At 71.5% G+C, this 26,621-nt stretch carries 25 protein-coding genes; 12 read left to right on the top strand and 13 right to left on the bottom strand.

What is annotated here, in order from left to right:
- Positions 1–4 precede the first annotated feature (4 nt).
- Positions 5–910: a universal stress protein gene (locus tag AMA02S_RS22155; protein ID WP_067461249.1), complete on the bottom strand. Its 906-nt coding sequence runs from the start codon at positions 908–910 to the stop codon at positions 5–7.
- 312 nt (positions 911–1,222) lie between these two features.
- Between AMA02S_RS22155 and AMA02S_RS22150 the strand changes: the two genes are divergently transcribed.
- On the top strand, positions 1,223–1,612 hold the full coding sequence (locus AMA02S_RS22150; RefSeq protein ID WP_067461248.1) for a hypothetical protein: 390 nt from the start codon (positions 1,223–1,225) through the stop codon (positions 1,610–1,612).
- A gap of 98 nt (positions 1,613–1,710) precedes the next feature.
- On the opposite strand, the gene AMA02S_RS22145 is transcribed toward AMA02S_RS22150, so the two are convergent.
- The 8 genes from AMA02S_RS22145 to AMA02S_RS22110 form a co-directional block, all read right to left on the bottom strand.
- Complete coding sequence (locus AMA02S_RS22145) at positions 1,711–2,124, bottom strand: OsmC family protein (protein WP_067461247.1); 414 nt, start codon at positions 2,122–2,124, stop codon at positions 1,711–1,713.
- A gap of 117 nt (positions 2,125–2,241) precedes the next feature.
- The gene (locus AMA02S_RS22140) at positions 2,242–3,369 is read right to left on the bottom strand and encodes a 4Fe-4S dicluster domain-containing protein (protein ID WP_218005081.1); all 1,128 of its coding nucleotides are present in this window, start codon (positions 3,367–3,369) and stop codon (positions 2,242–2,244) included.
- A gap of 181 nt (positions 3,370–3,550) precedes the next feature.
- On the bottom strand, positions 3,551–3,997 hold the full coding sequence (locus AMA02S_RS22135; protein WP_067461245.1) for a hydrogenase maturation protease: 447 nt from the start codon (positions 3,995–3,997) through the stop codon (positions 3,551–3,553).
- A complete protein-coding gene (locus AMA02S_RS22130; protein WP_067461244.1) occupies positions 3,994–5,289 on the bottom strand; it encodes a Ni/Fe hydrogenase subunit alpha in 1,296 nt (431 codons plus the stop codon). Before AMA02S_RS22130 ends, AMA02S_RS22135 begins: the two co-directional genes overlap by 4 nt.
- Complete coding sequence (locus AMA02S_RS22125; RefSeq protein WP_067461243.1) at positions 5,273–6,064, bottom strand: NADH-quinone oxidoreductase subunit B family protein; 792 nt, start codon at positions 6,062–6,064, stop codon at positions 5,273–5,275. Before AMA02S_RS22125 ends, AMA02S_RS22130 begins: the two co-directional genes overlap by 17 nt.
- 2 nt (positions 6,065–6,066) lie before the next feature.
- Positions 6,067–6,867, bottom strand: coding sequence for an FAD/NAD(P)-binding protein (locus AMA02S_RS22120; RefSeq protein ID WP_245667716.1), 801 nt, complete (start codon positions 6,865–6,867; stop codon positions 6,067–6,069).
- A gap of 5 nt (positions 6,868–6,872) precedes the next feature.
- Positions 6,873–7,346 (bottom strand): cyclic nucleotide-binding domain-containing protein, encoded by a 474-nt coding sequence (locus AMA02S_RS22115; RefSeq protein WP_067461241.1) that lies wholly within the window; start codon positions 7,344–7,346, stop codon positions 6,873–6,875.
- 43 nt (positions 7,347–7,389) lie between these two features.
- Positions 7,390–7,593: a DUF1918 domain-containing protein gene (locus tag AMA02S_RS22110; protein ID WP_067461240.1), complete on the bottom strand. Its 204-nt coding sequence runs from the start codon at positions 7,591–7,593 to the stop codon at positions 7,390–7,392.
- On the opposite strand from AMA02S_RS22110, the gene AMA02S_RS42075 reads away from it, so the two are divergent.
- The 3 genes from AMA02S_RS42075 (at position 7,592) to AMA02S_RS22100 (ending at position 9,791) form a co-directional block, all read left to right on the top strand.
- A complete protein-coding gene (locus AMA02S_RS42075; protein WP_157430762.1) occupies positions 7,592–7,822 on the top strand; it encodes a hypothetical protein in 231 nt (76 codons plus the stop codon). The genes AMA02S_RS22110 and AMA02S_RS42075 overlap by 2 nt on opposite strands.
- 174 nt (positions 7,823–7,996) lie before the next feature.
- The gene (locus AMA02S_RS22105) at positions 7,997–8,842 is read left to right on the top strand and encodes a universal stress protein (protein WP_067461239.1); all 846 of its coding nucleotides are present in this window, start codon (positions 7,997–7,999) and stop codon (positions 8,840–8,842) included.
- A 67-nt stretch (positions 8,843–8,909) separates the two neighbouring features.
- A complete protein-coding gene (locus AMA02S_RS22100; protein WP_067461238.1) occupies positions 8,910–9,791 on the top strand; it encodes a universal stress protein in 882 nt (293 codons plus the stop codon).
- 101 nt (positions 9,792–9,892) lie between these two features.
- Here AMA02S_RS22100 and AMA02S_RS22095 read toward each other — a convergent pair whose 3' ends face one another.
- The 3 genes from AMA02S_RS22095 to AMA02S_RS22085 all read right to left on the bottom strand — a co-directional run bounded on the left by AMA02S_RS22095 (position 9,893) and on the right by AMA02S_RS22085 (position 13,817).
- The gene (locus tag AMA02S_RS22095) at positions 9,893–10,612 is read right to left on the bottom strand and encodes a universal stress protein (RefSeq protein WP_084265462.1); all 720 of its coding nucleotides are present in this window, start codon (positions 10,610–10,612) and stop codon (positions 9,893–9,895) included.
- An 83-nt stretch (positions 10,613–10,695) separates the two neighbouring features.
- Complete coding sequence (locus AMA02S_RS22090) at positions 10,696–11,112, bottom strand: Hsp20/alpha crystallin family protein (protein ID WP_067461236.1); 417 nt, start codon at positions 11,110–11,112, stop codon at positions 10,696–10,698.
- Between the two features lie 287 nt (positions 11,113–11,399).
- Positions 11,400–13,817, bottom strand: coding sequence for a glycoside hydrolase family 65 protein (locus tag AMA02S_RS22085; RefSeq protein WP_067461235.1), 2,418 nt, complete (start codon positions 13,815–13,817; stop codon positions 11,400–11,402).
- A 235-nt stretch (positions 13,818–14,052) separates the two neighbouring features.
- Between AMA02S_RS22085 and AMA02S_RS42970 the strand changes: the two genes are divergently transcribed.
- Positions 14,053–14,424 (top strand): STAS domain-containing protein, encoded by a 372-nt coding sequence (locus AMA02S_RS42970; RefSeq protein WP_067461234.1) that lies wholly within the window; start codon positions 14,053–14,055, stop codon positions 14,422–14,424.
- A 29-nt stretch (positions 14,425–14,453) separates the two neighbouring features.
- A complete protein-coding gene (locus AMA02S_RS22075; protein ID WP_084265460.1) occupies positions 14,454–19,205 on the top strand; it encodes a lysylphosphatidylglycerol synthase domain-containing protein in 4,752 nt (1,583 codons plus the stop codon).
- A 3-nt stretch (positions 19,206–19,208) separates the two neighbouring features.
- Here the strand turns inward: AMA02S_RS22075 and AMA02S_RS22070 are convergent, their stop codons facing one another.
- Positions 19,209–19,640, bottom strand: coding sequence for a hypothetical protein (locus tag AMA02S_RS22070; protein WP_157430761.1), 432 nt, complete (start codon positions 19,638–19,640; stop codon positions 19,209–19,211).
- Between the two features lie 416 nt (positions 19,641–20,056).
- Between AMA02S_RS22070 and AMA02S_RS42070 the strand changes: the two genes are divergently transcribed.
- The 6 genes from AMA02S_RS42070 (at position 20,057) to AMA02S_RS22040 (ending at position 26,562) form a co-directional block, all read left to right on the top strand.
- Positions 20,057–21,064: a DUF8189 domain-containing protein gene (locus tag AMA02S_RS42070; RefSeq protein WP_501162063.1), complete on the top strand. Its 1,008-nt coding sequence runs from the start codon at positions 20,057–20,059 to the stop codon at positions 21,062–21,064.
- Positions 21,061–23,382, top strand: coding sequence for a carbamoyltransferase HypF (gene hypF, locus AMA02S_RS22060; RefSeq protein ID WP_067461353.1), 2,322 nt, complete (start codon positions 21,061–21,063; stop codon positions 23,380–23,382). The genes AMA02S_RS42070 and hypF overlap by 4 nt, the downstream gene beginning before the upstream one ends.
- A 2-nt stretch (positions 23,383–23,384) precedes the next feature.
- Positions 23,385–23,708 carry a HypC/HybG/HupF family hydrogenase formation chaperone gene (locus AMA02S_RS22055; protein WP_067461230.1) on the top strand — a complete coding sequence of 108 codons (324 nt, stop codon included), beginning with the start codon at positions 23,385–23,387 and terminating at the stop codon, positions 23,706–23,708.
- On the top strand, positions 23,705–24,793 hold the full coding sequence (gene hypD, locus AMA02S_RS22050) for a hydrogenase formation protein HypD (RefSeq protein ID WP_067461229.1): 1,089 nt from the start codon (positions 23,705–23,707) through the stop codon (positions 24,791–24,793). The genes AMA02S_RS22055 and hypD overlap by 4 nt, the downstream gene beginning before the upstream one ends.
- Positions 24,790–25,836: a hydrogenase expression/formation protein HypE gene (hypE, locus tag AMA02S_RS22045; RefSeq protein WP_067461228.1), complete on the top strand. Its 1,047-nt coding sequence runs from the start codon at positions 24,790–24,792 to the stop codon at positions 25,834–25,836. Before hypD ends, hypE begins: the two co-directional genes overlap by 4 nt.
- 147 nt (positions 25,837–25,983) lie before the next feature.
- Entirely contained in the window at positions 25,984–26,562 is a 579-nt protein-coding gene (locus AMA02S_RS22040; protein WP_067461227.1) for an Rv1733c family protein, read from the top strand.
- The last annotated feature ends 59 nt before the right edge of the window (positions 26,563–26,621 follow it).

Here is a 26,621-nt window from a genome sequence, read left to right as displayed (position 1 = left end):
GTCATCAGACCTCGGGACCTTGGTCCCCCGCATCACCGGAGCGCTCGTCCGGGGCGTGGACGACCGCCACGGGGCAGGGCGCATGGTGAACCAGCGCGTGGCTGACCGAGCCGAGCAGCAGGCTGCGGAGGCCTCCCAGCCCTCGCGAGCCGACGACGAGCAGGCGCGCCGTGCGCGCCGCGTCCATCAGGACCTCCCGAGGCGCTCCGGCGACGATCCCGGCCGTGACCTCCACTCCCGGGTGGGCTTCGCGCATCGGAATCATCAGGTTGTTGAGCCGCCTCTCGGCCGCCGCGCGCATCCCGGCCTCGTCCACCAGCGGTGGCAGGTCCGTGACGGAGATCCGGTCCCAGGCGATCACTGCTTTCACCGCGCATCCCCGGGCGTCGGCCTCGGCGAAGGCCATCGCCAACGCGAAGCGGGAAGCCGGTGAACCGTCCACCCCGACCACGATCTGATCCGGTCCCTTCTCCGCGCGCGTGTGGAGTTCGCCTCGGACGACCACGACCGGGCACGAGGCGTGCGCGACCACCTGAGCCCCGACCGAACCGAGCGCCAGTCCCACGAATCCGCCGAGCCCTCGCGGGCCGAGCACGATCAGCTCGGCCGTCCTTCCCACCCGAACGAGCTCCGCTGCCGCGGGCCCGCGAACGAGCGCCGCGTGGACCTCCAGGTCAGGCGCCGCCTTGCGGAGATGTTCGACCCCTGTGTTCAAGGTCTCCTGCGCCATGGCACGAACATCGATGACGGGGACGGCGATCGGACCGCCGGCGTAGACGTCCCATGCGTGGAGCACGGTCACCGGCAGGTCTCGCGCCCGGGCTTCGTCGGCAGCCCAGTCCAAGGCCTGGACAGAGTTGTGGGAGCCGTCGTACCCGACGACCACACCAGTGATCGGCTGTGCGTTCATGCTTCTCTCCGGCTGGCGAGTCCAATGAGTGCTATCACCCAGCAGCCTGTCCCGAGGTCACCTCTCGGGGCAGGGGCATCGGTCCGGATCAGGGGGGACTTTCGGCCCTTCTCCGCAGGTCGAGGGCTGACCGAGGTGCTGGGGGCGACCGGAAACCCCGGCCCCTCGTTCCGAGGCCGGGGTCCTGTGAAGCGGCTTCCTCTGCCGGCGCGCATGGCCGTACGGCGGCCGGAGAGGGGACGAAGGTCCCTAGGAAGGGCTTCCCCTCGGAGCCAATGCTGGTTGCGCTGATCTTTCACAGGGAGGCTCGCAGTGTCCGACACAGCATCGCCAGAGTTCGATATCCGATTCACGACCACCAGGGACGTGCGGTACGAGGACGTGACGCTCGCCCGTGAAGCCGTCATCAAGGCGTTGGCGCACGCTCCACGCCCCGTTCTGTACGCCAAGGCCGCGCTGAGCGTCCTTCCGGATCCCGCCGTGCCGCGCCCCCACCTGGTCCACTTCCAGGTCGATCTCAATGGGCTGCCGGTCAACGCCCATGCGGCGGGGGCGACGATGCCCGAGGCCATCAACCTGGCCAGTTCCCGCCTGCGCACCCGAGTGGAGAACATCCCCCAGTTCCGGGAGACCCATCACAAGGCGCACTCGCACGCACCGGGGCCGGGCGAAGCCACCGCAGACGGACACCGCCGGTCGTGAGGGTGGACGTCCGGACGGACGAGATCGGCTGACTCCCGCCGATTCGCCGCAACAGGGCACCGCCCGGTCCTGTCTGCGGCGGGCACTCCGCTGCCGGGTCAGGCGGCGTTGGCCTCGGTCTCCAGGACCACGTCGATGCGCGGCGGGTCGAGGATCGAATTGTGGACCGTGCATGCCGAGACCGCGGCCATCAGCCCCATGTGCTCCTTGGCCGACAGCCGAACGGAAGGGCGCACCCGAAGACCGATCCGGGAGACCCGGGCAGGTGCGCCCGGACTCATGGCGTAGTCGGCCGTGACCTCCAGCCCGTCCGCGGGCAGGCTGTGGCGCAGCATGTACTGCCGCGCGTAGTGCGCCGCGCAAGCGCCGAGAGATGCCACGAACAGCTCGACCGGTGTCGGGCCGCCGTCCATGCCGCCCGCCGCGTACGGCTGGTCCACGTGGATGACGTGATCCCGGACGAGCACGGTGAAGGCGTGACCCTCACGGTGGACGACCATCATCTCGCTCATCGGGCGCTCCTTCCGTCCCTGGTCAGGTGCCTCGTCTTCAGTGTCGGTACCGGCCGGGCGGGCGGGTAGAGCCGAAGGTCCCCCACGTCGGAGGCTTCGGCGGACTCTCCGCGGGTGTCATCCGTCCGCAGGTTCCTGGAGGGACGTTTCGGCGCGCAGGGCCGCGACCTCCTCGGTGAGGTCGATGCCGACCGGGCACCAGACGATGCAGCGCCCGCAGCCCACGCAGCCCGACGAGCCGAACTGGTCGTGCCACGTGCCGAGCTTGTGCGTCAGCCATTGGCGGTAGCGGCTCTTCGCGGACTCCCGCACGTTCCCGCCGTGCAGGTGGGAGAAGTCGCGGTCGAAGCAGGAGTCCCAGAGTTGCCAGCGTTCGGCGTGGTCGCCGGTGAGGTCGGTGGTGTCGGTGACCGTGGTGCAGAAGCAGGTGGGGCAGACCATGGTGCAGTTACCGCAGCTGAGGCAGCGTTCGGCGACGTCGTCCCATCGGGAGGCGTCCATGCTTTCGGCCATCAGGTCACGCAGGCCGAGCGCGGGCATCTGCCTGCCCATCCGGTCCGCCGCCGCCGTCACCTCGGCTCGGGCTCGGTCGACCTCGGCCGGTGCGGCGGCGTCGGAGCGCAGGTCGTCCATGATGGCGGCACCGGCTTCGGTGCCGATGTCGATGACATAGCGCGGGCCATCGTCGTCGATGAGCTCGGTGAAGGCGAGGTCGTAGCCGGGGCCTGCCCCGGGTCCGGTTCCCATCGAGGCGCAGAAGCAGGTCTCCCCCGGCTCCGTGCAGTTCACGGCGATGATGAACGCGCCCTGGCGCCGTCGCCGATAGTCCGGGTCGACGGTGCGGCCGCCCATCAGGACGCGATCCTGGACGGCGATGGCCCGCAGGTCGCACGGCCGTACGCCGAGGAAGGCGTAGCGCGGCGGTTCGGGGGCGTGGTCCCGGATCTCGAATCCATCGGCGGTCCGGTCGGCCTCCCACAGCTTGACGCGGGGACGGTGCAGGAACGGCTTCCAGGACTGGGGGCCGGCCGCGTGGGCGAACGCCGCGCCGTCCTCCCTGCGGCGCAGGCGGTAGCCGCCGGGCCGCAGCGTCACGCCCCAGCCGTAGGGAAGGTCGTCGGCTGACGACAGTTCGTCCAGGACGATGGCGCCGTCACGGACGGTCGGGCCGATGACCGTATGGCCCGCCCGGCGAAGCGCGTCGTACAGAGGGGCGATACTCCTCAGTTCTCTCGTCTCCGTCATCGTCATGACGGCCCGGCCGTGTGCTGTGCGGACGAGAACATGAACATGTCTGCCTCCTGGATGTTCCAGATTCCATCGGACGCCGCGAACACGGGCCGTCCTAGGGACGAAGGTCCCGAGAAGACAGGACCTGTCATCGCTTCCTCGTGCCGGTGCCCCTGCGGTCTGCCGCGCGCCGCGCTCATGAGGGCGAGGGGACGAACCGGCCGGCGAGACGGCGCGTGACCGTGTCGACGGCGGCGGCGACCGGCGGTGTCAGGCCCTGGCCGAAACCGAAATCGTCTCCTTCGATCGCCAGGACTTGCAGGCGGGCGGGCATCCGGTCCACGGCCAGGCCCAGCGCGACGGCGTCGCCCAGGCCCAGGGAGTGTCCGGTGACGGGCGCCGTGGCCAGGGACGCCGTTTCCAGGCCGAGTTCGTGGATGCGGCCGGGCGAGGGAGGGTCGGAGCGTACGGCGTCCACGACGATCGCCAGGTCGGCGCCGGCCCAAAGTTCGATCAGGCGGGCGGGTTCGCCGTCGGTCACCGCGAGGGTGGTGCTCACGCGGCCCCGCAGTGCCGTGACGGCCGCCGGGCCGGCCCCGTCGTCGCGGCGGAACTCGTTGCCGACGCCGATGATGATGGTCACGTCCGGTCCACGGTGAGATCGAGGAAGTGAGTGGAGCAGGAGATGCACGGGTCGTAGTTGCGGATCGCCTGCTCGCACCGGCCGGTCAGCTCGGCGTCGTCCAGGTGCAGCCGGATCGCGACGAAGCGCCGCAGGTCGTCCTCGATGGCGGTCTGGTTCTGCGAGGTGGGCGGGACGATCCGGGCCGCACGGATCAAGCCGTCCGCGTCCAGTTCGTAGCGGTGGAACAGGACACCGCGCGGCGCCTCGGTGACGCCGTGGCCGGTACCCGCACGAGGCGGCACCGGCACGGACGGGCGGGGCGGCGGCTCGTAGCCCTCGATGATCCGCAGGGCCTCGTCGATGGCGTAGACGATCTCGACGGCGCGGACGAGAAGGCTGCGGAACGGGTTGCGGCACTCCGCGCCGAGCCCGGCCTCGGCCGCGGCCTCCAGAGCGAGCGGCGAGAGCTTGTCGCGGTTGAGGGAGTACCGGGCGAGCGGTCCGGTGAGGTAGGTGCCGCCGTCGATGAAGCGGGCGTGCAGCGCGGTGGAGTGCGGGACCTGTTCCTCGACGATGTTCTCCTCGAACGCGGCGGCGGGGAACGCTCGTCCGGCGCTGGTACGGACGGTGCCGCCCTCCAGGGGATACCGGTCGGCCGACAGCGCCAGATACTCGTGATCATGCGTGAAGTCGGGGAACTCGAAGGCCCTGGCCCACCGGACCGTGGCGAGCGCGTCGTCCAGGGCCGGCCGCAGCTTCTCGGCCAGCGCGGCCATCTCACCGCGCGACGGGGTCCGGTAGAACCCTCCGACCCGGACGTTCACCGGGTGGATCGCACGGCCGCCGAGAACCTCCATGAGCGTGTTGCCGGCCTTCTTCAGCCGCAGCCCGCGCTCGACGAGGTCGCGGTGGTCACGGGCCAGTTCGACCGCGCCGGGGTATCCGAGGAAGTCGGGGGCGTGCAGCAGGTAGACGTGCAGGGCGTGGCTTTCGATCCACTCGCCGCAGTAGAGCAGCCGCCGCAGGTCGGTGAGGGCGGCGTCCATGACCACTCCGCACGCCTCCTCGATGGCCAGGCAGGCGCTCATCTGGTAGGCGACCGGGCAGATCCCGCAGATCCGGGCCGTGATGTCCGGTGGCTCGGTGTGGGCCCGTCCCCGGAGGAACGCTTCGAAGAAGCGGGGCGGCTCATAGATGTTGAGCCGCACCTCTTCGACGTCGGTGCCGCGCACGCGAACGTACATCGCGCCCTCGCCCTCGACCCGTGCGAGCGCGGAAACGTTCAGCGTGCGGTCATTGCGGTGTGTCATCGCCGTTCTCCTGCGTCTGGCTTGCGGCTTCCTCGCGGAAGGCGGAGACGTTGAAGGTGGACAGGACGCGGTGCGTCTCGTCCTCGGTCATGTCGAGCCAGGGCAGCAGCGCACGCGTGTTCGGACGCACGCCGCTCCAGTTCGGAGTCGGGCCGAAACAGCCGTAGCAGCCGCGCCCGTACGAGGGGCAGATCGCGCCGCATCCCGCGTGGGTGATCGGGCCGAGGCAGGGGGTCCCGTGGGCGACCATCACGCAGACGTTGCCGCGGTTCTTGCACTCGAAGCAGACGCTGTGGGTGGGGATGTCGGGTTTGCGGCCGGTCAGATGGGCCGACAGGACCTCCAGGAGCTGGCGCCGGTCGATGGGGCAGCCGTGCAGCTCGAAGTCCACCGGGACATGCGCCGCGATGGGGGTCGAGTCGGCGAGCGTGGCGATGTACTCCGGGCGCGCGTAGACGACGGAGGCGAACTCGCGGACATCGGCCAGGTTCCGCAGCGCCTGCACGCCACCGGCGTTCGCACAGGCACCGATCGTGATCAGCTTCCGGGAGACGGCCCGGACGTGCTGGATCCGTTCCCGGTCCCCGGGGGTGGTGATGGACCCCTCCACCAGCGACACATCGTAGGGACCGTCCCCCACCGCGGACGACGCCTCCAGGAAGTGGGCGATCTCGATCCGCCCGGTGAGGGTGAGTAGTTCGTCCTCGCAGTCCAGCAAGGTGAGCTGGCATCCGTCGCAGGAGGCGAACTTCCATACCGCCAGAGTGGGTCTCATGGCTACAACTCCTTGACGGTCATCAAAGCTGCCGCGTGCTCGTAGGGCATCACGGGGCCGTCCCGGCAGATCAGCAGAGATCCGAGCTGGCAGTGTCCGCACCAGCCGATGCCGCACCGCATGTTGCGCTCCAGCGACAGCCGTACCCGCCCGGCGTGCATCCCACGCCCCACCAGCGCCTGCGCGGTGAGCCGCATCATGATCTCGGGTCCGCAGAGGTAGGCGCCGGCCTCGGACGGATCGACGTCGGCGGAACCGACCAGATTAGTGATCAATCCGACGTGCCCGGCCCAACCGGGGCCGGGCCGGTCCACGGTGACCTCGACCTGCGCACCGCGCGCCCGCCACTCCCCCAGTTCCTCCTCGAAGAGCAGATCGTCCGGTGTGCGAGTCCCGACCAGAACCGCGATACGCCCGTACGCGTCCCGCTGGGAAAGCGCTCGAAGCACCGCCGGGCGAAGCGGCGCCAGCCCGATGCCCCCGGCGGCCAGCACGAGATCACGACCACGCGCCTCATCGATGTCCCACCCGATGCCGAACGGCCCACGCAGGCCGATCACCTGCCCGGCCTCCATCCCGCACAGCGCCTCGGTGACGGCGCCCACCGCCCGGATCGTCTGTTCGAGCACGGGCCGGGTGCGGCTGACCGAGATCGGGACCTCCCCGATCCCGAACGCGTACATCATGGTGAACTGCCCGGGCTCGGGCTCGGGGATCGCCGCGCTCACGGGGGAGAGCGTGAGCGTGACCGTGTCTGCGGTCTCCGCCCGCTTCGCGATCACCCGGTACGGGAGCGGTGTCATGGGTGTCATCTGACCTGCTCAGGGCGCGCATACAGATCCAGGACCCGGATCCGCGTGGCTTCCAGCCGATCCAGCATCACAGCCCCGAATCGCAGGGCGAGGTCGTACCCGAGCGCGGGATCGGCGGCGCCGAGTGTCCGCACGAGCGGAGCATCGAACCGGATCGCCTCGACAGGCCGGGTGGCGATGGCACCGAAGCGCCACCGGTGCGGAGAGAACAACCACGACCAGCCCAAGATGGAGGAGGCTCCCAGAGTCTCCACCACCACCGGGCCGCGACCTGGCACATGCAGGTCCAAAGCGACCCTGCCGGAACGGATTAACCAGAACGATTCCGCCGTGCCGTTCTCCTCGAAGAAGCGATGCCCGGCCGGTGCCTCCACCGCACGGCCCGCGCTCACCAGCCGGGCGAGGTGCCGCTCCGGCATCCCGTGGAAGAACCGCTCTCGCGTCAGGTCATCGATCGAGACCCGATCCATCGCATCCACCTCATCTGATGGGCCGTCCACCGGTGGGCCGGTGTCACTTGGCGGAGGACGGCGCGTCGTGCGCTTCGATCACGGCGTCGGCCGCCGGGAAGAACGTGCTCTCGTGCCCGTCGTCCCACTGGACGACATAAGGCGGGGCGCCGTCCCGGCCGTGCACCTCAATGATCATCGCCTTGCGATCCGGATCTCCCACCTGGTGCCCGCGAACGATCACCCAGTCTCCCGTGCGAGCCTTCATGACTCCTCCTTCGCGCCTCGGTACTGCTCTCAGCCTGACCCCCGGTGCCGCTTCCGCGGCAGGGACGAAGGTCCTCACTACCGCACGCCTCTGGCCCCGCTTCACGAAAGCGGCTGCGGCGGCGCTGAGAGCCGAGCACCTCGCGGGCACCCTCGCGATCACCACCGGCGAGGTCGACGGCTGCTCCGGCGCGGTGCTCCAGAGCAGGCTCCCACGGCCGCGCCCCTGACTCCGGGATCCCCCGCCGGAGCGTCGAGCAGGTCCTCCGTCCTGGGTCCTCTGGGCCCGGGCGGGAACGGTGACCCTGGTCCCTGCGATGAGGGACGTTCGGCCGCTGACCGGCAGGGGACTCCGGCCTAGCGTCGGAGGCGTATTGGCCGGAACGGCTGAGGAGGGATGCCCCATGTCGGCTCCGATCACGGTGGGAATAGACGGCTCTGCCCATGCCTGGCGGGCTCTGGACTGGGCGGCGGACTACGCCGTCCGTCATCGCCGCCCGATGCTGCTGGTGCACGGGTCCCGTGCGCTGGTGCACGACGGAGCGATCCCCGAGGACGCCCTGCGGCGCTTGATCGCCGAGCGCGAGGGCATGCTGGACGAGGCCCGGCACTACGCCCTGAAGATCCACCCCGGTCTGGACGTCAGCACGCGGTTGGTCCCGGTCGATCCGGGCAGCGCGCTGGTGGCGGAGTCCGACCGGGCGGGGTTGGTGGCCGTGGGCTCGCGTGGCCTCGGCGGCTTCGAGGGCCTGCTGTTCGGGTCCGTCGGCCTGTACACGGCGGCCCATGCGCGATGCCCGGTGCTGGTGGTGCCCCGTCCCGCCCCGGACCCCGACGACACGCCCGCCAACGTCGTCGTCGGGATAGAGGGCCGGCACGCCGAGGACGCGCTTCTCGACTGGGCCTTCACCGAGGCGGCCTCGCGCGGGGCGAGGATCACCGCGCTGCACGCGGTGGGCGCCGAGTTCGCCGCTCCCGACCGGCGGGTCACCGAGGACATGGAGCTGTCAGAGGCGCTGGCGGGCCTGGGCGAGCGATTCCCTGACGTCGAGGTCAAGCACGTGGTCGCCGACAGCGCGCCGGCCCGTGCCCTGGTGGAGGCATCGGAGCACGCCGCCTTGGTGGTGGTCGGCGCACGGCACCGGCACGGCCCGTCGGGCATGGCGCTGGGACGGGTCAACCACGCGGTGCTGCACCACGCCCGCTCCCCCGTCGTGCTGGTCCCCGCCGGGAGCCGCCCCCGGGCGTGATCCCTGGGCTGGGCGTTCCGGACAAGAAACCGCTCGGCTGACGAGGCCGACCAGCTGAAGGAGAGAGATGTCCGATTCGATCATCGTGGGGACCGACGGCTCGGCCCCGTCCGAACGCGCGGTCGCGTGGGCGGCGGACGAGGCGGCCCGGCACGGCCGGAACCTGACGATCGTCCACGTCACCGAGGACTGGCCCTTCGATATTCCGCTGAACACCGCTCCGCAGACCTCGGAGTCGCTGTCGCGGACCGGCAGCCAGATCCTGGCGGGCGCCGAACGTATCGCCCACTCCCGGCATCCCGAGGTGCCGGTGAGCATCGAGCTCGTCTCCGACCGGACGGTCCGGGCCCTGTGCAAGCTGTCGGAGCGCGCGGCCGAGCTCGTGGTGGGGCATCGTGGCCTGGGCGGGTTCACCGGGCTCGTCCTGGGCTCGGTGAGCCAGGGAGCGGCGAGGCACGCCGCGTGCCCCGTCGTGGTCGTGCGCGGCGAACCGGGGTCCGAGCGCGGGGAGATCGTTGCCGGGGTGAGCCTCGGCGAGGACGCGGCAACGCTGGAGTACGCGTTCCGGGCGGCCGCCACCCGCGGTGCCAGGCTGAGGATCGTGCATGCCTGGCCGTTCCCCGAGAGCCTGGACGAAGCCGGAGCCGGAGCGGATCTGTCGCGGATCGAAGAGAGGGCCCGCTGGCGTGTCGTCGAGGCCCACGCGCCCTGGCGCAAGCGGTACCCCGGCGTCGAGGTGCGCGAGGAGATCGTCCAGGAGCACCCCGCCGCGGCGCTGGTGACCGCCTCCCGGGAAGCCGACCTCGTCGTCGCCGGCACGCATGGACGGGAAGGTCTCATGATCCCTCGCAGCCGCGCGGTCAGCCATGCCCTGCTGCACCACGCGCACTGCCCGGTGGCGATCGTCCCCGCCCACGGCTCCGCCGCGCAGGAAGGCACCGACACCTGACCGCCTCAACGCCGACAGCCTGAACACAAACGGGCTGCACGCAGGAAAGGCCCGGCACGTGCCGGGCCTTTCGTGTGCCGGACGTCCGACTGACCGGTGCCTCACCGCGGGTACGCGCGGCCGGCGGCCGACCGGGCGACGCCGGGGTGGTGCAGTGGAGCCCGCCGGTCGTCCCCGTGCTCTCCAGACCGCTGTTCCCCAGACCGCGAAGCCCGCCCCGTCCGAGGTTCTTCCGCCCGGTCGGGACGTCCCGCACGCCCCCGCGCTCCGTGTCGATCGGTACGCGGGCCGAAGAGCGTCAGCTCCGGCTGGGAGGCCGTCCGCTCCTCATCGGCCGGGCGTTCGCGGTGACCATGGGCACCCTCGCGGCGGCTGCCGGGTGCGACGATCACGACAGGGCACGCGGCGCGTCTCAGGCAGGCCGCGCCGACCGGTCCGATGGCCGGTGTCGCCTGGCCATCGCCACGGTGGCCACCGAGAACGAGCAGATCAACCGTCGCAGCGCGGTCGACCAAGGTGCGGGCGGGCTCCCCGTAGACCAGTTCCTGATGGACCTTCACCGCCGGGGCGGGGCCCAGGACAGCCAGCACGTCGGACGCCAGGGCACGCCGTGCCCGTTCGCGTTCCCGTCCGGGGGACGGACGGCTGGCCATCACGGCGTAGGGGGCCAGCCATTCGCGGCTGGCCCGCCACGAGCGGACGGCCACGATCTCGGCGTGCCGCAGTTCCGCCTCGGCGACGGCCCAGCGCAGGGCCGCCAGCGACGCCGCCGAACCGTCCAGTCCCACGAGGATCTGATCTGTAATGGAGAATGGCGCCATCGTCCTCATCCCACTTCGGTAGGGCGGCAGGAAGGGCATCGAACCGGCCGCCCCGGCCCGATGCCCTCCTCCGGCTCCAAGGGTCACTTCTTGACGGTGATCCGTTTCGCTTCGCGTTTGGCGGCCTTCGGCATCGGCACGCGGATGGTGAGGATGCCCTTGTCGTAGGACGCGCTGATGTCGTCGATCGCGGTGTCAGGCGGAAGGGTGAAGGACCGGGTGAACGCCCCGTAGTGGAATTCGGACCGGTGCGCTTCCTTCTTTCCCTCGTGGCGCTCGGCGCGAACGCTCAGCACGCCGCCGGTGACGGTGATCTCCACGTCCTTGTCGGGGTCGATACCGGGCAGCTCGGCCCGGATCACGTGGTCCTCGCCGTCGACGTAGTCCTCGACGCGCATGGTCTGGCCGGAGCCTGCCCGCAGCAGAGCGAACGGCGATTCCATCCATTCGAACAGGTCAGGGAAGATACTCCGCTGCTCGCGCCGCTGTAGTGTGCTCATTATGCCTCCCTCGGCTCGGGGTCGGTGGACACCCCCGACGGGGATTGACCCTCGGGCCCGGATGAGCCGTCTTGGCGACGGTGGGTCGTGCGGCCTCGGTATGGCCGCCCCTCGTCTGCTCCGGTCTCGGCGCCCTCCCCATCGGTGAGTGCACCTTTATGCTTTCTCCGCGTGGGCCTCGTCCCCATGGTCATGCGTCCCCTATGACCGGGACCAAAGTCCATCTCGTGGTCACCTGAGCGAGCGCGAGCGGACGTGCTCGCCCGTCACGGATCCGAAGCGCCTGCTCAACCGGTGGGCGGGACGGTCCTGCCCTGCTGAAGAGGGCGCTCCCAGGACGTGCCGGGCTCGATGACGATCTCTTCGGTCCCGTAGGTGATGCTGATGGGAGAGGCGACACCGGGCTGGAGCGTCACCCGGAGGCTGTCGTGGCGACAGCTCAGGTCGATACCCCAGTGTCCGCGGTAGCGCAGCCCGAGGCGCAGGTGACCGATCTGGGCCGGCAGCCGGGGTTCCAGCCGGAGGATGCCGTCCTGGGTGCCGATCCCGGCGTAGCAGCGCTGGACGAGGTCGACAGTGCCGGCCATCGCCCCCAGGTGGACGCCCTCGGCGGTGGTGCCGTGCTGGACGTCCTCGACGTCGCTGCCGAGCGTGTCAAGGAAGATTCGCCACGCCGCCTCGCCGTCGGTTCGCGCCAGGATCCAGGCGTGGACCAGCGAGCTGAGCGTCGATCCATCACAGGTACGCCGCAGGTAGTAGTCGATCGTCCTGGCGACGAGACCGGGCCCGTGGTCGTACCCGAGGCGTCGCAGGACACCGTCGAGTTCTCCGGGTGAGAGCACGTAGAACAGCATCAGAACGTCCGCCTGTTTGGAAGCCTTGTAGCGGTTGGCAGTGTCGCCTTCGGCCTCCAGAATCCTGTCGAGCCTGCGGATGTCGCCGTAGCGCTCCCGATAGCCCGTCCAGTCGAACTCCTCAAGGTCCGCGTAGCCTTCGAACTGGCTGATGACCCCGTCATGGAACGGGACGTACATCTTGCCGGCCACGTCCTCGAACCGCGTGACCTCCTCACCTGTCAGCGCGAGGCGCTCGCGCAACTCCGCGCGACGATCCTCGGGAAGCGCGGCCAGCGCCTCCAGCGCGCGCCGCAGCACCCATGCGGCGAAGATGTTGGTGTAGGCGTTGTCCTCCAGGCCCGGCTCGTCCCGGCCCGGGTAGGCGTCGTGGTACTCGTCCGGCCCCATGACGCCGCGGATCCTGTACCGGTCGCGTGAGCGGTCGTAGCCGGCGAGGTCGGCGAAGAACCGCGCGATCTCCAAAATGATCTCCGCCCCGTACTCGGCGAGGAAGTCGAGGTCCCCGGTCGCCTCGAAGAACCGCCAGACGTTGTGGGCGATGGTCAGCCCGACATGGCGTTGCAGGTGCGTGTGGTCGGGCAGCCAGCGCTCCGAGCGCGGGTTGAGGTGCATCCGCTGCGTCTCCTCCCGCCCGTCCGCCGCGCTCTGCCACGGGAACATGGCTCCCCGGTGCCCCGCCTCGGCGGCCTCGAGCCGCGCCTGGGGGAGCCGCCGCCACCGGTACATCAGCAGCGCCCGTGCGATCTCGGGGAACCGCAGTGTCAGGAAGGGCAGGATGAACAGCTCGTCCCAGAAGACGTGACCTCTGTACGCCTCCCCGTGCAGGCCACGCGCGGGTACCCCGACGTCCAGGTCGACGCTGTGCTCCGACACCGTCTGCAGCAGGTGGAAGATGTGGAGGTTGAGGACGCGCTGCACCTCGACGTGGTCCACGCTCAGCTGGCAGCGCCGCCACAGGCGGGTCCAGGCCATCGTGTGCCGCTGCACAAGGGTGTCGAAGTCCCCCGCCCGTGCGGCGGCGACCCGGGCGGCCTGGCCGCATTCCTCGATCGCGCGGTCCCGGGAGGTGAACAGGGCGGCCACCTTCTCGATCGTGACGGGGACCCCCTCCTGGACGTCTATGGCCAGGTCATGGGCCGCCCAGGCGTCCTCGACGCGGAAGGTGCGCTCAGCCGGTGCCGAGCTGCGGGTCCTGGCCGCCACGGCGACCTCGATCCGGGAGGAGACGGTTGCCGCGTGGAGGGCGATCAGTTCCGGGTCGTCCTGCGGCCGTGGTTCCGCGCAGCGCAGGTGCTTCCCGGGCAGGTCCCGGTAGCGGGTCACCCCTGAGTTGAGGACCCGCCCGTCCAGCGCCGACCGGACCTCCAGTGTGCCGGTCCAGTCTTCCGGCACGATCGTGGTCTCCAGCGCGGCCAGATGCGGGTCATGCATGGACACGATCCTGCGCTGGACCAGCCGGAACGCCCGCCCGGCCGAATCGGTGAAGCGCAGGAGGCGGGTCAGGACGCCGCGCCGGAGGTCGAGTTCCTGCCGGAAGGAGTGGAGCGTCCCGTCCCGTAAGGCACGGTCGGGGTCGAACCACTCGCCGCCGGCGGCACGGAAGTTGAGCGGCAGCCAGTTGGGCATGTTGACCAGGTCGGTGTTGTCGAAGGGCCGGCCGTGGATATCGGCGGAGAGCCGGTCGTAACAGCCGGCGACATAGGTGCCCGGATAATGGACGCCGTCGGCGCGTGACTCCGGCGCGGCGCCCCGGGTGGCGACATAGCCGTTGCCCAGCGTGCACAGTGCTTCCCGCAGCCTTTCGGCGGCGGGCTCATATCCGTCGTAGGCCAGGACCCATCGGTTCATGGCCGCTCCTCCGATGTCGTCGTTAATCCGGCGTCCGGCGCTGCCAGGTTCTCACCCGGCGGTCTCGGTGCTCGGTAGCGGATCGCCCTACCGGCGGCTTTGTCCCCTTCTTGATGCGTGGCTGAAACGAGGACGGCGGACCTTGGCGGACCTCCTGCGGGACCTTCGTCCCTACAGTCCGTATGCGCCGGCGTCGGAACCTAAGGGGAATCCCAGGCTCGTCAAAGGAAACGTCATGAACGCATACGCCATATCGCCGCCTTCGTCCCCGCAACTGGTCACGACGCTTCTCCGGGACACCGGGTCCGGTCCCACCCGCGTGGCGGTCGCCGGAGAACTGGACATCGCCACGGACGTGACGTTCCGTGTGGCGCTGACCCGCATCATCCAGGACCGCGGCCCGGACATCGTGATCGACGCGTCCTCGCTGACGTTCTGCGACGCGCGGGGTGTCGCGGCGATCGTGGCCGTCAGCGACCTGGCCGAGCGCCGCGGCGGGTCGGTCACCATCACCGGAGTGCGTCCGCAGGTCGCGAAGGTTCTGCGCATCACCGGCCTGTACCGGCGCTTCGTCCCGGTGGCGGGAGCCCCGGCGCCACGTCGCTGAACCCCCCGTCCGTGACACTTGGAGCAGGCATGCCGACCCGCGCGCAGGCACCCGGGAGCGGGTCCGTACCCCCCGTGCCGACCCCGCCGCACCACGACCGACTGGACGGCCAGGGACGCCGCCGGAGCTGGCTCAGGCGCGCCCCCGGCCTGCTGATCGTCATCGCGATCTTCGGTATGGCCCTGCCCCGCATGGTCGATCTGGAGGAGGTCGCCGGCATCCTGCGGACGCGTGTGGACCCGCTGGAACTGGCGCTGCTGTCGGCGTTCACGGTCCTTTCCGTCGTCGTCTCGGCTCTCTCGCTCAGTGCCGCGCTTCCCGGATTGCGGACGGCCCCCGCCTGTGTCATCAACGTCGTGACCACCGCTCTGTCCTACGCTTTGCCGGGCGGTGGCGCCGCCGGGGCGGCGCTGAACGTCGCGATGTGCCGGGAACTCGGCTTCGCGCCCGCGCCGATCGCGCTCCAAGTGTTGGTCACCGGTATCTGGAACCTCGTCGCGCGGCTGACCCTGCCGCTGCTGGCCCTGGGACTGCTCGCCCTGGCGTCCGATGTGCCTCCGCAGGTCCAGGGTGCGGGCGTTCTGGGTCTCGTCCTCGCGGCATTGCTCGTGGCGCTCGCGGTCGTCCTGCTGCGCGATGGCCGCGCCGCCTCCGCCGTCGTGGGCGCGGCCGTCCGCGCCGCGCGTCCCCTCGCCCGGCTGCTGCACCGCAGGATCGGCGGCCACGGCGATGACGTGGCGCGTTTCCAGGCCGGTGCCCGCGAGCTGATCCGCTCCCGGTGGCCGGTGCTGACGGTCTCCGCGGTGGGGTACCACCTCTGCCTGTTCGCCGTGCTGTACCTGTCGCTCCAGGCGACCGGCGTGTCGAGGGTGGGCGTCCTGGAGGCGTTCGCGGTCTACACGGTCGCCCGGCAGGTGACCGCGATCCCGCTCACCCCGGGCAGCGCGGGCGTCCTCGAGCTCGCCATGATCGGCGGTCTGGACCTGACGGGTGCGGATCTGCCCGCCGCCACCGCCGGGGTGCTGCTGTTCCGCTTCTTCACCTACCTCGCCTATCTGCCCGCGGGCGGTGCCCTGTGGCTCGGCTGGCGGTGGGGCCGGCCGCTGCTCGCCACCTGGTCGCGCGGTACCGCCTTCCGTCACCCGATGGACGCGGTCAGGCTCGTGATCGCCCTGGCCGTGCTGCTGGTCCTGGCCACACTGAACGGGGGTGCTCCCGGCTGGGAGGTCGCCCTGTTCCGGCTGGTGAACGATCTTCCCGGCTCGATCGGACTTCCGATGTGGCTGGTGACGCAGGCGGGCTGGATCGGCGCGGTCGCCGTGGCCGCGGCCGGTGCCGCGCTGGCGCGCAGGTTCCGCCTGGCCGTCTCATTGGGGGTGAGCGGGTCGCTCGCGTGGCTGCTCGCCAAGGTCGTCGAGGACGTGTCGGGCCGGCCACGTCCCGCCGCGCTGCTGGAGGGTGTCACGCTCCGGGCCGACGGGACCCCGTGGGGCACCGGGTTCGTCGCAGGACACACGGCCGTGGCCGCGGCACTGGTCACCGTGGCCGGTGCCTACCTTTCCCGTCCGTACCGGCGCGTCCTGTGGCTCATGGTCGCCGCCGTCGGCGCGGCCAGGGTGTACGTGGGCGCGCACCTTCCGCTGGACGCTCTCGGCGGAGCCGCGCTCGGATGGGCCGTCGGAGCGGGCGTCCTCCTCGTCCTCGGCACCTCGGAGCACCGGCTCCGGCCCGATGCGCTTCGGGAGGCCCTCGGCCTGCACGGACTCGCCGTGACGGGCGTGGCCAGGGTGCCGGGTGACCTGCGGCGCGCGATCCCCTTCGCGGTGACCACGCCGTCCGGACGGCTCTTCGTGAAGGTCGTCGGCCGCGACCAGCGGGACGCCGACGCCCTGCACCGGCTGGGCCGCCTGTGGCGGCGCAGACCGGGCGAGCCGCCGTTCGCCACCGCCAAGCACCTGGCCGAGCACGAGGGCTACCTCTTGATGCGGGCGCGGCAGGCCGGTGCGCGCGCCCCCGCCGTCCGGTTCGTCGCCGAGGTGGCCCCGGGCAGCTGGGCGCTGGTCATGGACCACATCGACGCGCGCCCGCCGCACGCACCCGACGCCCCGGACCGGGAGGTGCTGGACGATCTGTGGCGGCAGCTCGCGGCGCTGAGGCGCGGCCGTATCGCCCACCGCGACCTGCTTCCCGAGAACATCCTGATCGACGGGCGGCGACGACCCTGGATCGTCGGCTGGGGCAGGGCGGAGACGGACACGAACCCCGCTCTGTTCGACGAGGACGCCGCGCGCCTGGCCGCGATGAGCACCGTAGGCCACGTGACCCACACTCTTCCCCCTCCCGCATGGCGCCCTCCTGACATCCCGACCGACGGCCCGGCACCAGTGCGGCCGCTGCTCACCATCGGCCGGTTCAACCCTTTTCTGGCGAAAGCTCCGGCCACCGCCCGGCATCCCGCCGACGTGATCCGCGTCCTGGCCGGGCTGAGCGCCTGCCTGATCCTGGCGGTCTTCGCCGCCGACGGGTTCCTGCTGCGTCCAGAGGCCGATGCCTTCCGGCTCGTCAACGCCCTGCCCGGCTGGTTGTTCGGGCCCGTGAACATCGTGATGCAGGCCGGAGCGCTCGGTGCCGTCGCGGTGGCGGCGGTGGCGGCCCTCGCCGCCCGCCGCACCCGCCCGGCCGTGGATCTCGCGGTCGCGGGCGCACTGGCCTGGCTGCTCGCCAAGCTCGTCAAGAGCGTCGCCGACCGCGGCCGGCCGGGAGCGCTGCTGTCGGAGGTCGTCCTGCGCGGCGCGCACGAGGGCGGGCTCGGCTTCGTCTCCGGCCATGCGGCCGTGGCGGCGGCCCTGGCCACCGCGGCGGCCGCGTACGTGCGCCGCCCGGTCCGCTGGGTGCTGTGGACGGTGGCGATCGCCGTGCCGTTGAGCCGTGTCTACGTCGGTGCCCATTTTCCGCTCGACGTCATCGCCGGGGCCGCACTCGGCTGGGCCGTCGGCGGCGCCGTCCACCTCGTGCACGGGACACCGAACCACGTCCCGGCACCGGAGTTGATAGACGCCGGGCTCGTCCGCTGCGGGTTGACCGCGCCGAAGGCCGTACCGCTCAAGGTGGACGCCCGCGGGTCGGTTCCCTTCACCGCCGTCACCGGCGGCGGCCGCTCCGTCTTCGTCAAGGCGCTCGGCCGCGACCAGCGGGACGCGGACCTGCTCTTCAAGGCGGCCCGGTTCCTGCTCTACCGCGAGGTGGAGGACGAGACGCCGGTGCCGAGCCCCAAACGTCAGGTGGAGCACGAGGCGTACATGCTGATGCGGGCCGCGGCCGCGGGCGTGCGCGTCCCCGCCGTCATCGGGGTGGCGCCCGCGGGCCGAGGGACCTGGATTCTCGCCGAGGAGGCCATCGACGCCAAGAGCCTCGACGGCCCAGCCCGGCGCCCGCCGGACGACGAGTTCCTCCACTCGCTCTGGGGCGAGGTAGCGAAACTCCGCCGGGCGCGGATAGCGCACCGCGACCTGAGACTGGCGAACGTCCTCATCGACTCCGACGGACGTCCCGTGCTCGTGGACTTCGGCTTCGCCGAGGACGCCGCCGGGGACGGGCGGCTGGCGCAGGACGTCGCGGAACTGCTCGTCTCCACTGCTTTCGTCGCCGGACCGCACCAGGCCGTCCGGGCCGCGGTGGGCGTCCTGGGGCTTGCCGCCGTCGAGGCCGCCGCCGGCTTTCTGCAACCGCTCGCCCTGGCGGGATCCACCCGGGCGAAGCTGCGCGGGAACCCCCGCCTTCTCGACGAGGTCCGTGCGGCAATGGTCGAAGCGGGCGGCACACGCGTCCCCCCTCGGCCGCTGTCACGGCTTCCCGCCCGGCCCTGGTTCCTGTTGCTGCTCGTCGCCGCCGGGTACGGGACCTACCACGCGCTCATCGGCATCACCGGTGTGCGTTCTCCCGCGTCCGTCCTGACCGAGGTGCACGCCCGCTGGCTGCTCGCCGCGACGCTGCTGGTCGTGCTCGGCTATGCCGCGGGCGCGCTCTCGCTGATGGGAGCCGCCTGGCGTGATCTCGCCTTCGGACGCACCTACCTGTGCCAGCTGGCCGCCTCCTACGCCTCCCGCCAGCACCAGGCCGGACGCGGTGCGGGCGACGTCCTGGAACGCCACGTGCGCGGCCACGGAGCCGGACCCGAGGAGGCGGCCGAGACCATCGCCCTCACCCGGTTGACCGGCGCGCTCGTCCACGTAACGGCGCTCACCCTGGCCGTCGTCTCGGCAACGTCGCAGGGCTGGGGGACCCTGCGTCCGCCGGTCTGGTCCCGGCCGCTCGCCCTGGCAGTCACGGCTGCCGCGTGCGCGGGCGCGGTTCTCGCCTGGCACCGGCGGGCCGAGTTCATCCCCCCGCTAAGGGCCGCGGCGCTCGCCCTCCCCCGACGCCTGGAGCGGCCCGCGCACCTCCTCATGCTGGTCGGGGGGAGTTCTGCGGTGACCAGTTGCTCGGTCTTGGCGTTCCTGTCCGTCGCCCACGCCATGAACGTTTCTCTCTCCCCCGCCGTCCTGGCCGCCGTCTACCTGGCGCTGATTCCCCTGCGGCTGCTGGGACCGCTTCCCGGCGGGGTCGGCATAGTGGAGCCGGTACTCGTCCTGGCCTTGGTCGCCTTGGGCACCGGACCCACCCAGGCCGTCATGACCGTCCTTCTCTTCCGCGTCCTCAGCTTCTGGCTCCCCGTACTTCCCGGTGCCCTGGCCTTCCACCGCACGCGCCACCCGGCGTCCGGTGCGGGCGGCCACGAATAGGGTTCACCTGGAGCGCACGGCCCGGCGGCCTCGGCCGGATTCGCTGAGGGCGATCTGCACTTTCCACATCGCGTCGGCCAGGGCATTGAACTGGTAGAGCAGCCTCCGTAGAGACGGCATGTCGCCGCCGTCGGCGGCCACGGCGGCATCCTCGGCCACGACCTTCAGCCGATTGGTCCGGCACTCCAGGAAATGCGCGAGCGCGTTGGAACGCAGACCTCCCGCAAGCGAGTTCAGCAGGATCCGCTCGGCGGCCGCCAGTTCGCCCAGCACCTCTTCCGTCGCGCTGCGCACCCCGTGCCCTGTCCTTTCATCTCCCGACGTTCCGGCCAGCAATCTCAACGTGGCCAGCGCGGGAAGGCAGCGACGATGACGTGTGTGCAGTAGGCGCTCCACATCGGGTGCCGGAACCTGTTCCGGGGTGATGCCGTTCATGAGTCCGGTCCCGGTGTGGAGGCGGGCTCGGCGCCTACCATTCCCATGACGAATCGGTGGAATGCGACCACCGCAAAGGCGAACCGTGAGAAGAACATTTCATCCTCCCTGGGCCGATGCCCGGAAACCGCGTCGCTGCGGCGGGCAGCGCCTGCTCCCACCGTCGTGCTCGCGATCGCGGCCGGCCAGGGGAGCACGTCCACCGTCGGCCGGGACCAAGGTCCCCTCTCGGTCACGGCTCCCCCGCTCCCAAGAGGCACGGGGCACGGCGGCCGCGGTTCCGGGACCGGATGAACCACAGGAGCCTGCCCGTCCGGCGGCGTCGGCCTCTCGGTACCACGACGCCCGCGGGTCGGTCTCAGGGACCTTCGGCCCTTCCTCACCCTCATCACCAGGGCTCATTCTGAATCGGGGTGATGAAAATGCTTGGATCCGCACAAATGGCAGGCATCAAACGGCGTATCTCGTTCCGTCCGCCCGGGATTCTCGCCTTAAGGGCGGGCACCACGGCCGGCCTTCTCGGGCTTGCGCTTCCTGTCGCAGCCCCACAGACGGCAGCAGGTGCTCCGCCCGCGGCAGCGCCGGGGCAGGTCGCACGTTCGGCCGTCGGGCTAGCCTTCGACTCGGCCGGCTCTGGATTCGCCTTCTACCAAGGGGGCGACAGCGCGGTATACATGCGCACCTTCGTCCGTGAAGGCTCCTGGTCCGCGCCACACAACGTGGGCGGCGTCGTCGTCGGCGCTCCGGCCGCGGCCGTCGCGGGCACGACGGTCGTCGTGGCGGCACGCGGCACCGACGACGCGGTGTGGCTGCGGACGATGCGCAACGGTAGCTGGGGGCGCTGGACCAGCTGGGGAGGGGCGCTGACCTCGTCACCGGCGGTCACCGGAGGGAGCGACGGGCGCATCGACGTGTTCGCCCGCGGCACCGACAACGCGCTGTGGACCCGGACGCTGGAGGCAGGCGGATCGCTGAAGGCGTGGAAACGCGCGGGCGGCCGGCTGTCGACCGGACCGGCCGCGGTGACCATCCAGGACGGCCACGTCGACATCGTCGCTGCCGGAACCGATCACGCCATCTGGAGGACGTCCAGTGCCCAGGGGTCGACCTGGAGCTCACTGGGCGGCCGCACCTACAGCACGCCGGCCATCGGCTACATACCGCAGAGCAACGGCCTGTTCGTCCTCGCACGAGGCACCGACGACGCTCTCTGGGCGAACGGGCTCGGCGGCGACGGCTCCACCGGATGGAAGAGCCTCGGCGGCAGACTGGTCGACGCCCCGACCGCCGCCGGGACCCGTGAACCCACGCCGTACATCATCGCGGCGGTCCGAAGCACCGACAAAGCCGTCTGGACCACCACCTACCCGACCGCCGACGGCCAGTGGTCCCCCCTCACCCGCGCCTGGCCGGCGTCCTCATGAGCGGGATCCAGGACGGTGAGATCGAGGCACGGCGCATCGAAGTGCGCGGCACCGTGCAGGGGGTGGGCTTCCGGCCGTTCGTCTACCGCCTTGCGACTGCCTGCGGCCTGCGCGGCGACGTGCGCAACGCCGGCGGCGCCGTGGTGATCAGGGCCGTCGGCGAGGACGCGGTACTGGACGACTTCCAGGCCCGGCTCGTGGACGAGGCACCACGGCACGCCTCCGTACTCGACGTGCTGACGACCCGCCTGCCCGGAGCGGTGGTCCCTGCGAGGTTCACCGTCCTCGACAGCGCCGCCTGGGGGACCGCGGCACGGGACGTGCCCCCGGATCTGGCCACCTGCGAGGCGTGCCTGAACGAGCTGTCCGACCCGGCCGATCGGCGCTACCGCTACCCGTTCGTCAACTGCACCGACTGCGGGCCGCGTGCCACCATCGTCACCGGGCTTCCCTATGACCGGGCGCGTACGACCATGGAAGGCTTTGCGATGTGCCCGGCGTGCGCGGCCGAGTACCACGATCCCGGCAACCGCCGTTTCCACGCCGAGCCCATCGCGTGCCCGCAGTGCGGGCCGCGGCTGACCTGGCGGGGGGACGGCACGTCGGGCGAGGACGCCTTGGCGGCGGCGGTGACGGCGATCCGGCGCGGCGGAGTCGTCGCGATCAAGGGCGTCGGCGGCTACCAGCTGGTCTGCGACGCCACCGATCCATGCGCGGTGGAGCGGTTGCGCGACGCCAAGGGACGGGAGGCCAAGCCGCTCGCCGTCATGGTCCCCGGCATCGCGGCGGCGTCCGCGATCGCGACGCTCACCGTGACCGACGTGGGCCTCCTGGCCTCCCCCGCCTCCCCGATCGTGCTGGCACCCCAGGTGGACGGGGCGGTGGCGCCGCAGGTGTGCTCCGGCCTCCCCGATATCGGGATGTTCCTTCCCTATAGCCCGCTGCATCACCTGCTACTGCGGGACCTGGACCGGCCCCTGGTGGTGACCAGCGGCAACCGCGCCGGAAGCCCCATGGTGATCGATGACGACGATGCCGTCCGCCTGTTCACCCCCGTCACCAACGGTGTCCTCGCCCACGACCGGCCGATCTTGGCACGCTACGACGACAGCGTCGCCCGAGTCGCCGCCGGGAGGCCGTCCCTGGTGCGCCGGGCCCGCGGGTACGCCCCCGCTCCGCTGCCGCTGCCGGTGGCGCCGTCCGAACCGGTACTCGCGCTGGGCGCGCAGCTCAAGCACACCTTCACCGTCGCGTCAGGACGGCGGGCGGTCCTCGGCCCGCACATCGGGGACCTGGAGGACGCGGAGACGCTGGAGGCGTTCGAACGATCGCTGGAGCTGCGGCTGCGCGTCGAGGACGTCGACCCCGCGTATGTCGCGCATGATCTCCATCCCGAATACCTGTCCACCAAGCACGCCGCGCGCTGGCCCGCCGACCACCGGATCGCGGTGCAGCACCACCATGCCCACGTCGCCGCCACGGCGGCCGAGCACGGGGTCGAAGGCCCCTTCCTCGGTGTGGCCTACGACGGGCTCGGGCTCGGAGACGACGGCACCTTCTGGGGCGGAGAGATCCTGCTGGCCACCTACACGGGGTACCGGCGGCTCGGGCGCTTCTCCCGTGCCCCGCTGTGCGGGGGGAGCGTGGCCGTCCGGCGGCCGGCCCGCATGGCGCTGGGCTACCTGTTCGGCGCCGAACCCCTGGCAGAACGTCTCCAGGACGCGGTGGCCGCCGAGCACCTGCCGGACGGCCTGCACGAACGGGAGATCTCCCTGGTGCGCCGCATGATCGAACGTCGGCTGAACTCGCCGCCGGCCTCCAGCGCCGGGCGGCTCTTCGACGCGGTGGCGGCCCTGCTCGGCGTTTGCGGCGACAACCGCTACGAGGGTGAAGCCGCGATGCGGTTGGAGGCGGCGGCGGCCGGGCACGATGACGTGGGTCCGCTCGCCTGGCGGCTCGTCCACCGCGACGGCCTGTGGGTGTACGACGCCGCGGCGACCCTCCGCGACGTCCTGGAGGCCCGGTCGGGCGGAGAGCCGCCCGGACGTATCGCCGCCGCCTTCCACCACACCCTCGCCACCGTGACCGCCGTGCTGTGCGAGCGCATCGGCACCGAGACCGGGGTCGGCACGGTCTGCCTGTCCGGTGGCGTCTTCCAGAACCGCACGCTGGCGGCCGACGTCCTCAAGGCGCTGGACGGCGCCGGCTTCGAGGTCTTCATCGGCGAGCGCGTCCCGGTGAACGACGGCGGCATCAGCTACGGGCAGGCGGTGGTCGCGGCGGCGCGACTGTCGGCCACCGCGGGCAGGGGTGAGTGAAGATGTGCCTGGGCATTCCCGGACGCGTCGTGGAGATCCATGGCGACGACCCCCGCATGGGCGTCGTCGACTTCGACGGCGTCCGCCGCGAGGTCTGCCTCGCCTTCACACCCGAGGCGCGCGCCGGCGACCATGTCATCGTCCACGTCGGCTTCGCGATCAGCATGGTGGACGAGGAGGAGGCCGCCCGCACCCTCGCGGTGATCCGCGCCATCCCGGACGCGCTGCGAGACGAACTCGGCACCGGCGGTGATGGCCGCGACCCGACGGACACGGGAGATCGCCCCACCGGCTCCCGGCAGGACGGAACCGGAAGGATCCGATGAGATTTCTCGACGAGTACCGGGACCCGGGGCTGGCCCGCCGGCTGCTGGCCGACATCCGCGCCACCGCCACCCGCCCCTGGACGATCATGGAGGTGTGCGGCGGCCAGACCCACACCATCGTCCGGCAGGGCATAGACGAGCTGCTGCCCGCGGGAATGCGCATGATCCACGGCCCTGGCTGCCCGGTCTGCGTGACTCCGCTGGAGACCCTGGACCGGGCGCTGGCCATCGCCTCCCGCCCAGGCGTGATCTTCACGAGTTTCGGCGACATGCTCCGGGTCCCCGGATCGTCCGGCGACCTGCTCGGGCTTCGAGCCCGCGGCGCGGACGTGCGCGTGGTGTACACCCCGCTGGACGCCGTACGGCTGGCGGCCGACAACCCCGACCGCCAGGTGGTGTTCTTCGCGGTCGGCTTCGAGACGACCGCGCCCGCCAACGCCATGGCGGTGCTGCACGCCCGGGCCCTGGGCCTGGGCAACTTCTCCATGCTCGTCAGCCACGTGCTGGTGCCCCCCGCGATGACCGCGATCCTCGACTCCGCCGACAACCAGGTGGAGGCGTTCCTCGCCGCCGGGCACGTCTGCGCGGTGATGGGATGGACCGAGTACGAGCCCATCGCCGCCCGCTACCAGGTGCCGATCGTGGTCACCGGCTTCGAGCCGCTCGACCTGCTGGAGGGCATCCTGATGGCCGTCCGCCAGCTGGAGGAGGGCCGCCGCGAGGTCGAGAACCAGTACGTCCGCGCTGTACGCCGGTCCGGCAACACCGCCGCCCAGGAGGCGCTGCGCCGGGTGTTCCGGGTGACCGGCCGCACGTGGCGGGGCATCGGTCCCATCCAGGCCAGCGGATTCGTCCTCGCGCCCGAGTACGCCGCCTATGACGCCGAACGGCGCTTCGGCGTGGACGGCCTGAGCTCGGCCGAGAACGCCGAATGCATCGCGGGCGCGATCCTGCGGGGCACCAGGCTGCCCACCGACTGCGCCGCCTACGGGACGTCGTGCACGCCCCGCCGACCGCTGGGCGCGCCGATGGTCTCCACCGAGGGCACCTGCGCCGCCTTCCACAACGCCGGGAGGACACGATGACCGATCCGACGATGATGAGCTGCCCCGTCCCGGCCGCGGAGACCGAGCGGGTGCTGCTCGGGCACGGCTCGGGCGGACGGCTCATGGCCGAGCTGCTGCGGGACGTGATCGGCGCGGAGCTGGGCGGCGACGTGACCGCCGAGGACGCCGCCGCGGTGGACCTCGGCGCCGCCGGGGCCGTGGTCAGCACCGACTCGTTCGTCGTCACACCGCGCTTCTTCCCCGGCGGCGATATCGGCTCCCTGGCCGTCCACGGCACCGTCAACGACCTGGCCATGCGCGGGGCGAGCCCGGTCGCCCTCAGCCTCGCCTACATCATCGAGGAGGGCCTGCCGCTCGCCGAGCTGCGCGCGGTCACCGCGTCGGTGGCGCGTGCGGCCGCCTCGTCCGGTGTCCAGGTGGTCACCGGGGACACCAAGGTCGTCGGACGCGGGGCCGCGGACGGGCTCTACGTCACGACCACCGGCCTGGGCCGCCGCCCGGCGGGGGCCATGCCGTCCTCGGCCCGGGGCCGTCCGGGCGACGTGGTCCTGCTGTCCGGCCCGATCGGCCTGCACGGCACCGCGATCCTCAGCGCCCGCGAACGCCTGGGCTTCGAGGCCGAGATCGCCTCCGACAGCAGGCCCCTGCACCGGCTGGTCGCCGCGATGATCCAGGCGGGCGGGGACGGGGTGCACGTGCTGCGCGACCCGACCCGGGGAGGCCTCGCCGGTGCGCTCAACGAGCTCGCCGAGTCCTCGGCCGTGGGAATCGAACTGGACGAGGAGACGATTCCCGTACCCCCGCCGGTGGCGGCCGCGTGCGAACTGCTCGGCCTGGACGTGATGCACGTCGCCAACGAGGGCTGCCTGGTCGCCCTGGTCGCCCCTGCGGCGGCGGACGCCGTCCTCGCCGCGATGCGCGCCCGGCCCGAGGGCACCGAGGCCCGCGTGATCGGACGGGTCACCCCGCGACGTCCCGGCCGCGTCCAGATGCGCACCCTGCTCGGCGCCACCCGCGTCGTCGACATGCTCGTCGGCGAGCAACTACCCCGTATCTGCTGACCGCAAGGGCGCGGGGCGGGGGACGTAGGTCCCTTCGCGGCACGGCAAGAGGGCCCTGAAGGCCCGTGGGGCAGAGGCCGTCCGCCTCTACGGCCGGGCATGGCCGGCCGCTTAGCGTCGCACCAGGAAGGCTGAAGGGAGGACATCATGACACCGGTGACGCCATGGGTTCGGCTGAACCGCTGGCGCCGAAGCTGCGGTTTCGACGACAACGATCTGCGCCGCGACGTGGACCGCAACCAGAGGATGCTCGGCCTGCTCCTGCTGATCACGTTTCTGGCCGTCGCCCCGCCCGTCTGCGTCCGTGTCTCCCAGGCCGTCTACAGTTCCGGGGTACGGGCCGAACGGCATGAGGCGCTCACCCGCCACAGAGTCGACGCCACCGTCGTGAAGGTCGACAACCTACGGTCAGGCCGGCAGGTCACGGTCGTCTGGGACGACCGGAACGGGAGCCGGCGGACCGGTTCCTACACCACCTGGCACGGAGCCAGTGTGGGAGGGCACCCCAAGGTCTGGGCGGATTCGGCCACGGTGGGGGACGAACCGCCACGGCGGCACGCGCAAACGATCGCCGATACGTTGGTCACCGGACCCAGTGTCACCGCGGCGTTGGGCTTGCCGCTGCTGGGAGCCTACGCGCTGGTGCGCCGACGCTGCGATCTGCGGCGCTACCGGCTCTGGGACGCCGAATGGGCCGCCTTCGACCGCCGCCGCATCGGCCCTTGACCCCCGTGCCGGCCTCCGTGGGGCGGTCCAGACCCGCAACGGATTCGAGGACCGCCGAC

Origin of the sequence: Actinomadura macra NBRC 14102 (genome assembly GCF_001552215.1) — a bacterium.
GTDB classification, from domain to species: domain Bacteria; phylum Actinomycetota; class Actinomycetes; order Streptosporangiales; family Streptosporangiaceae; genus Spirillospora; species Spirillospora macra.
This window is presented reverse-complemented; position numbering and strand designations above follow the sequence as displayed.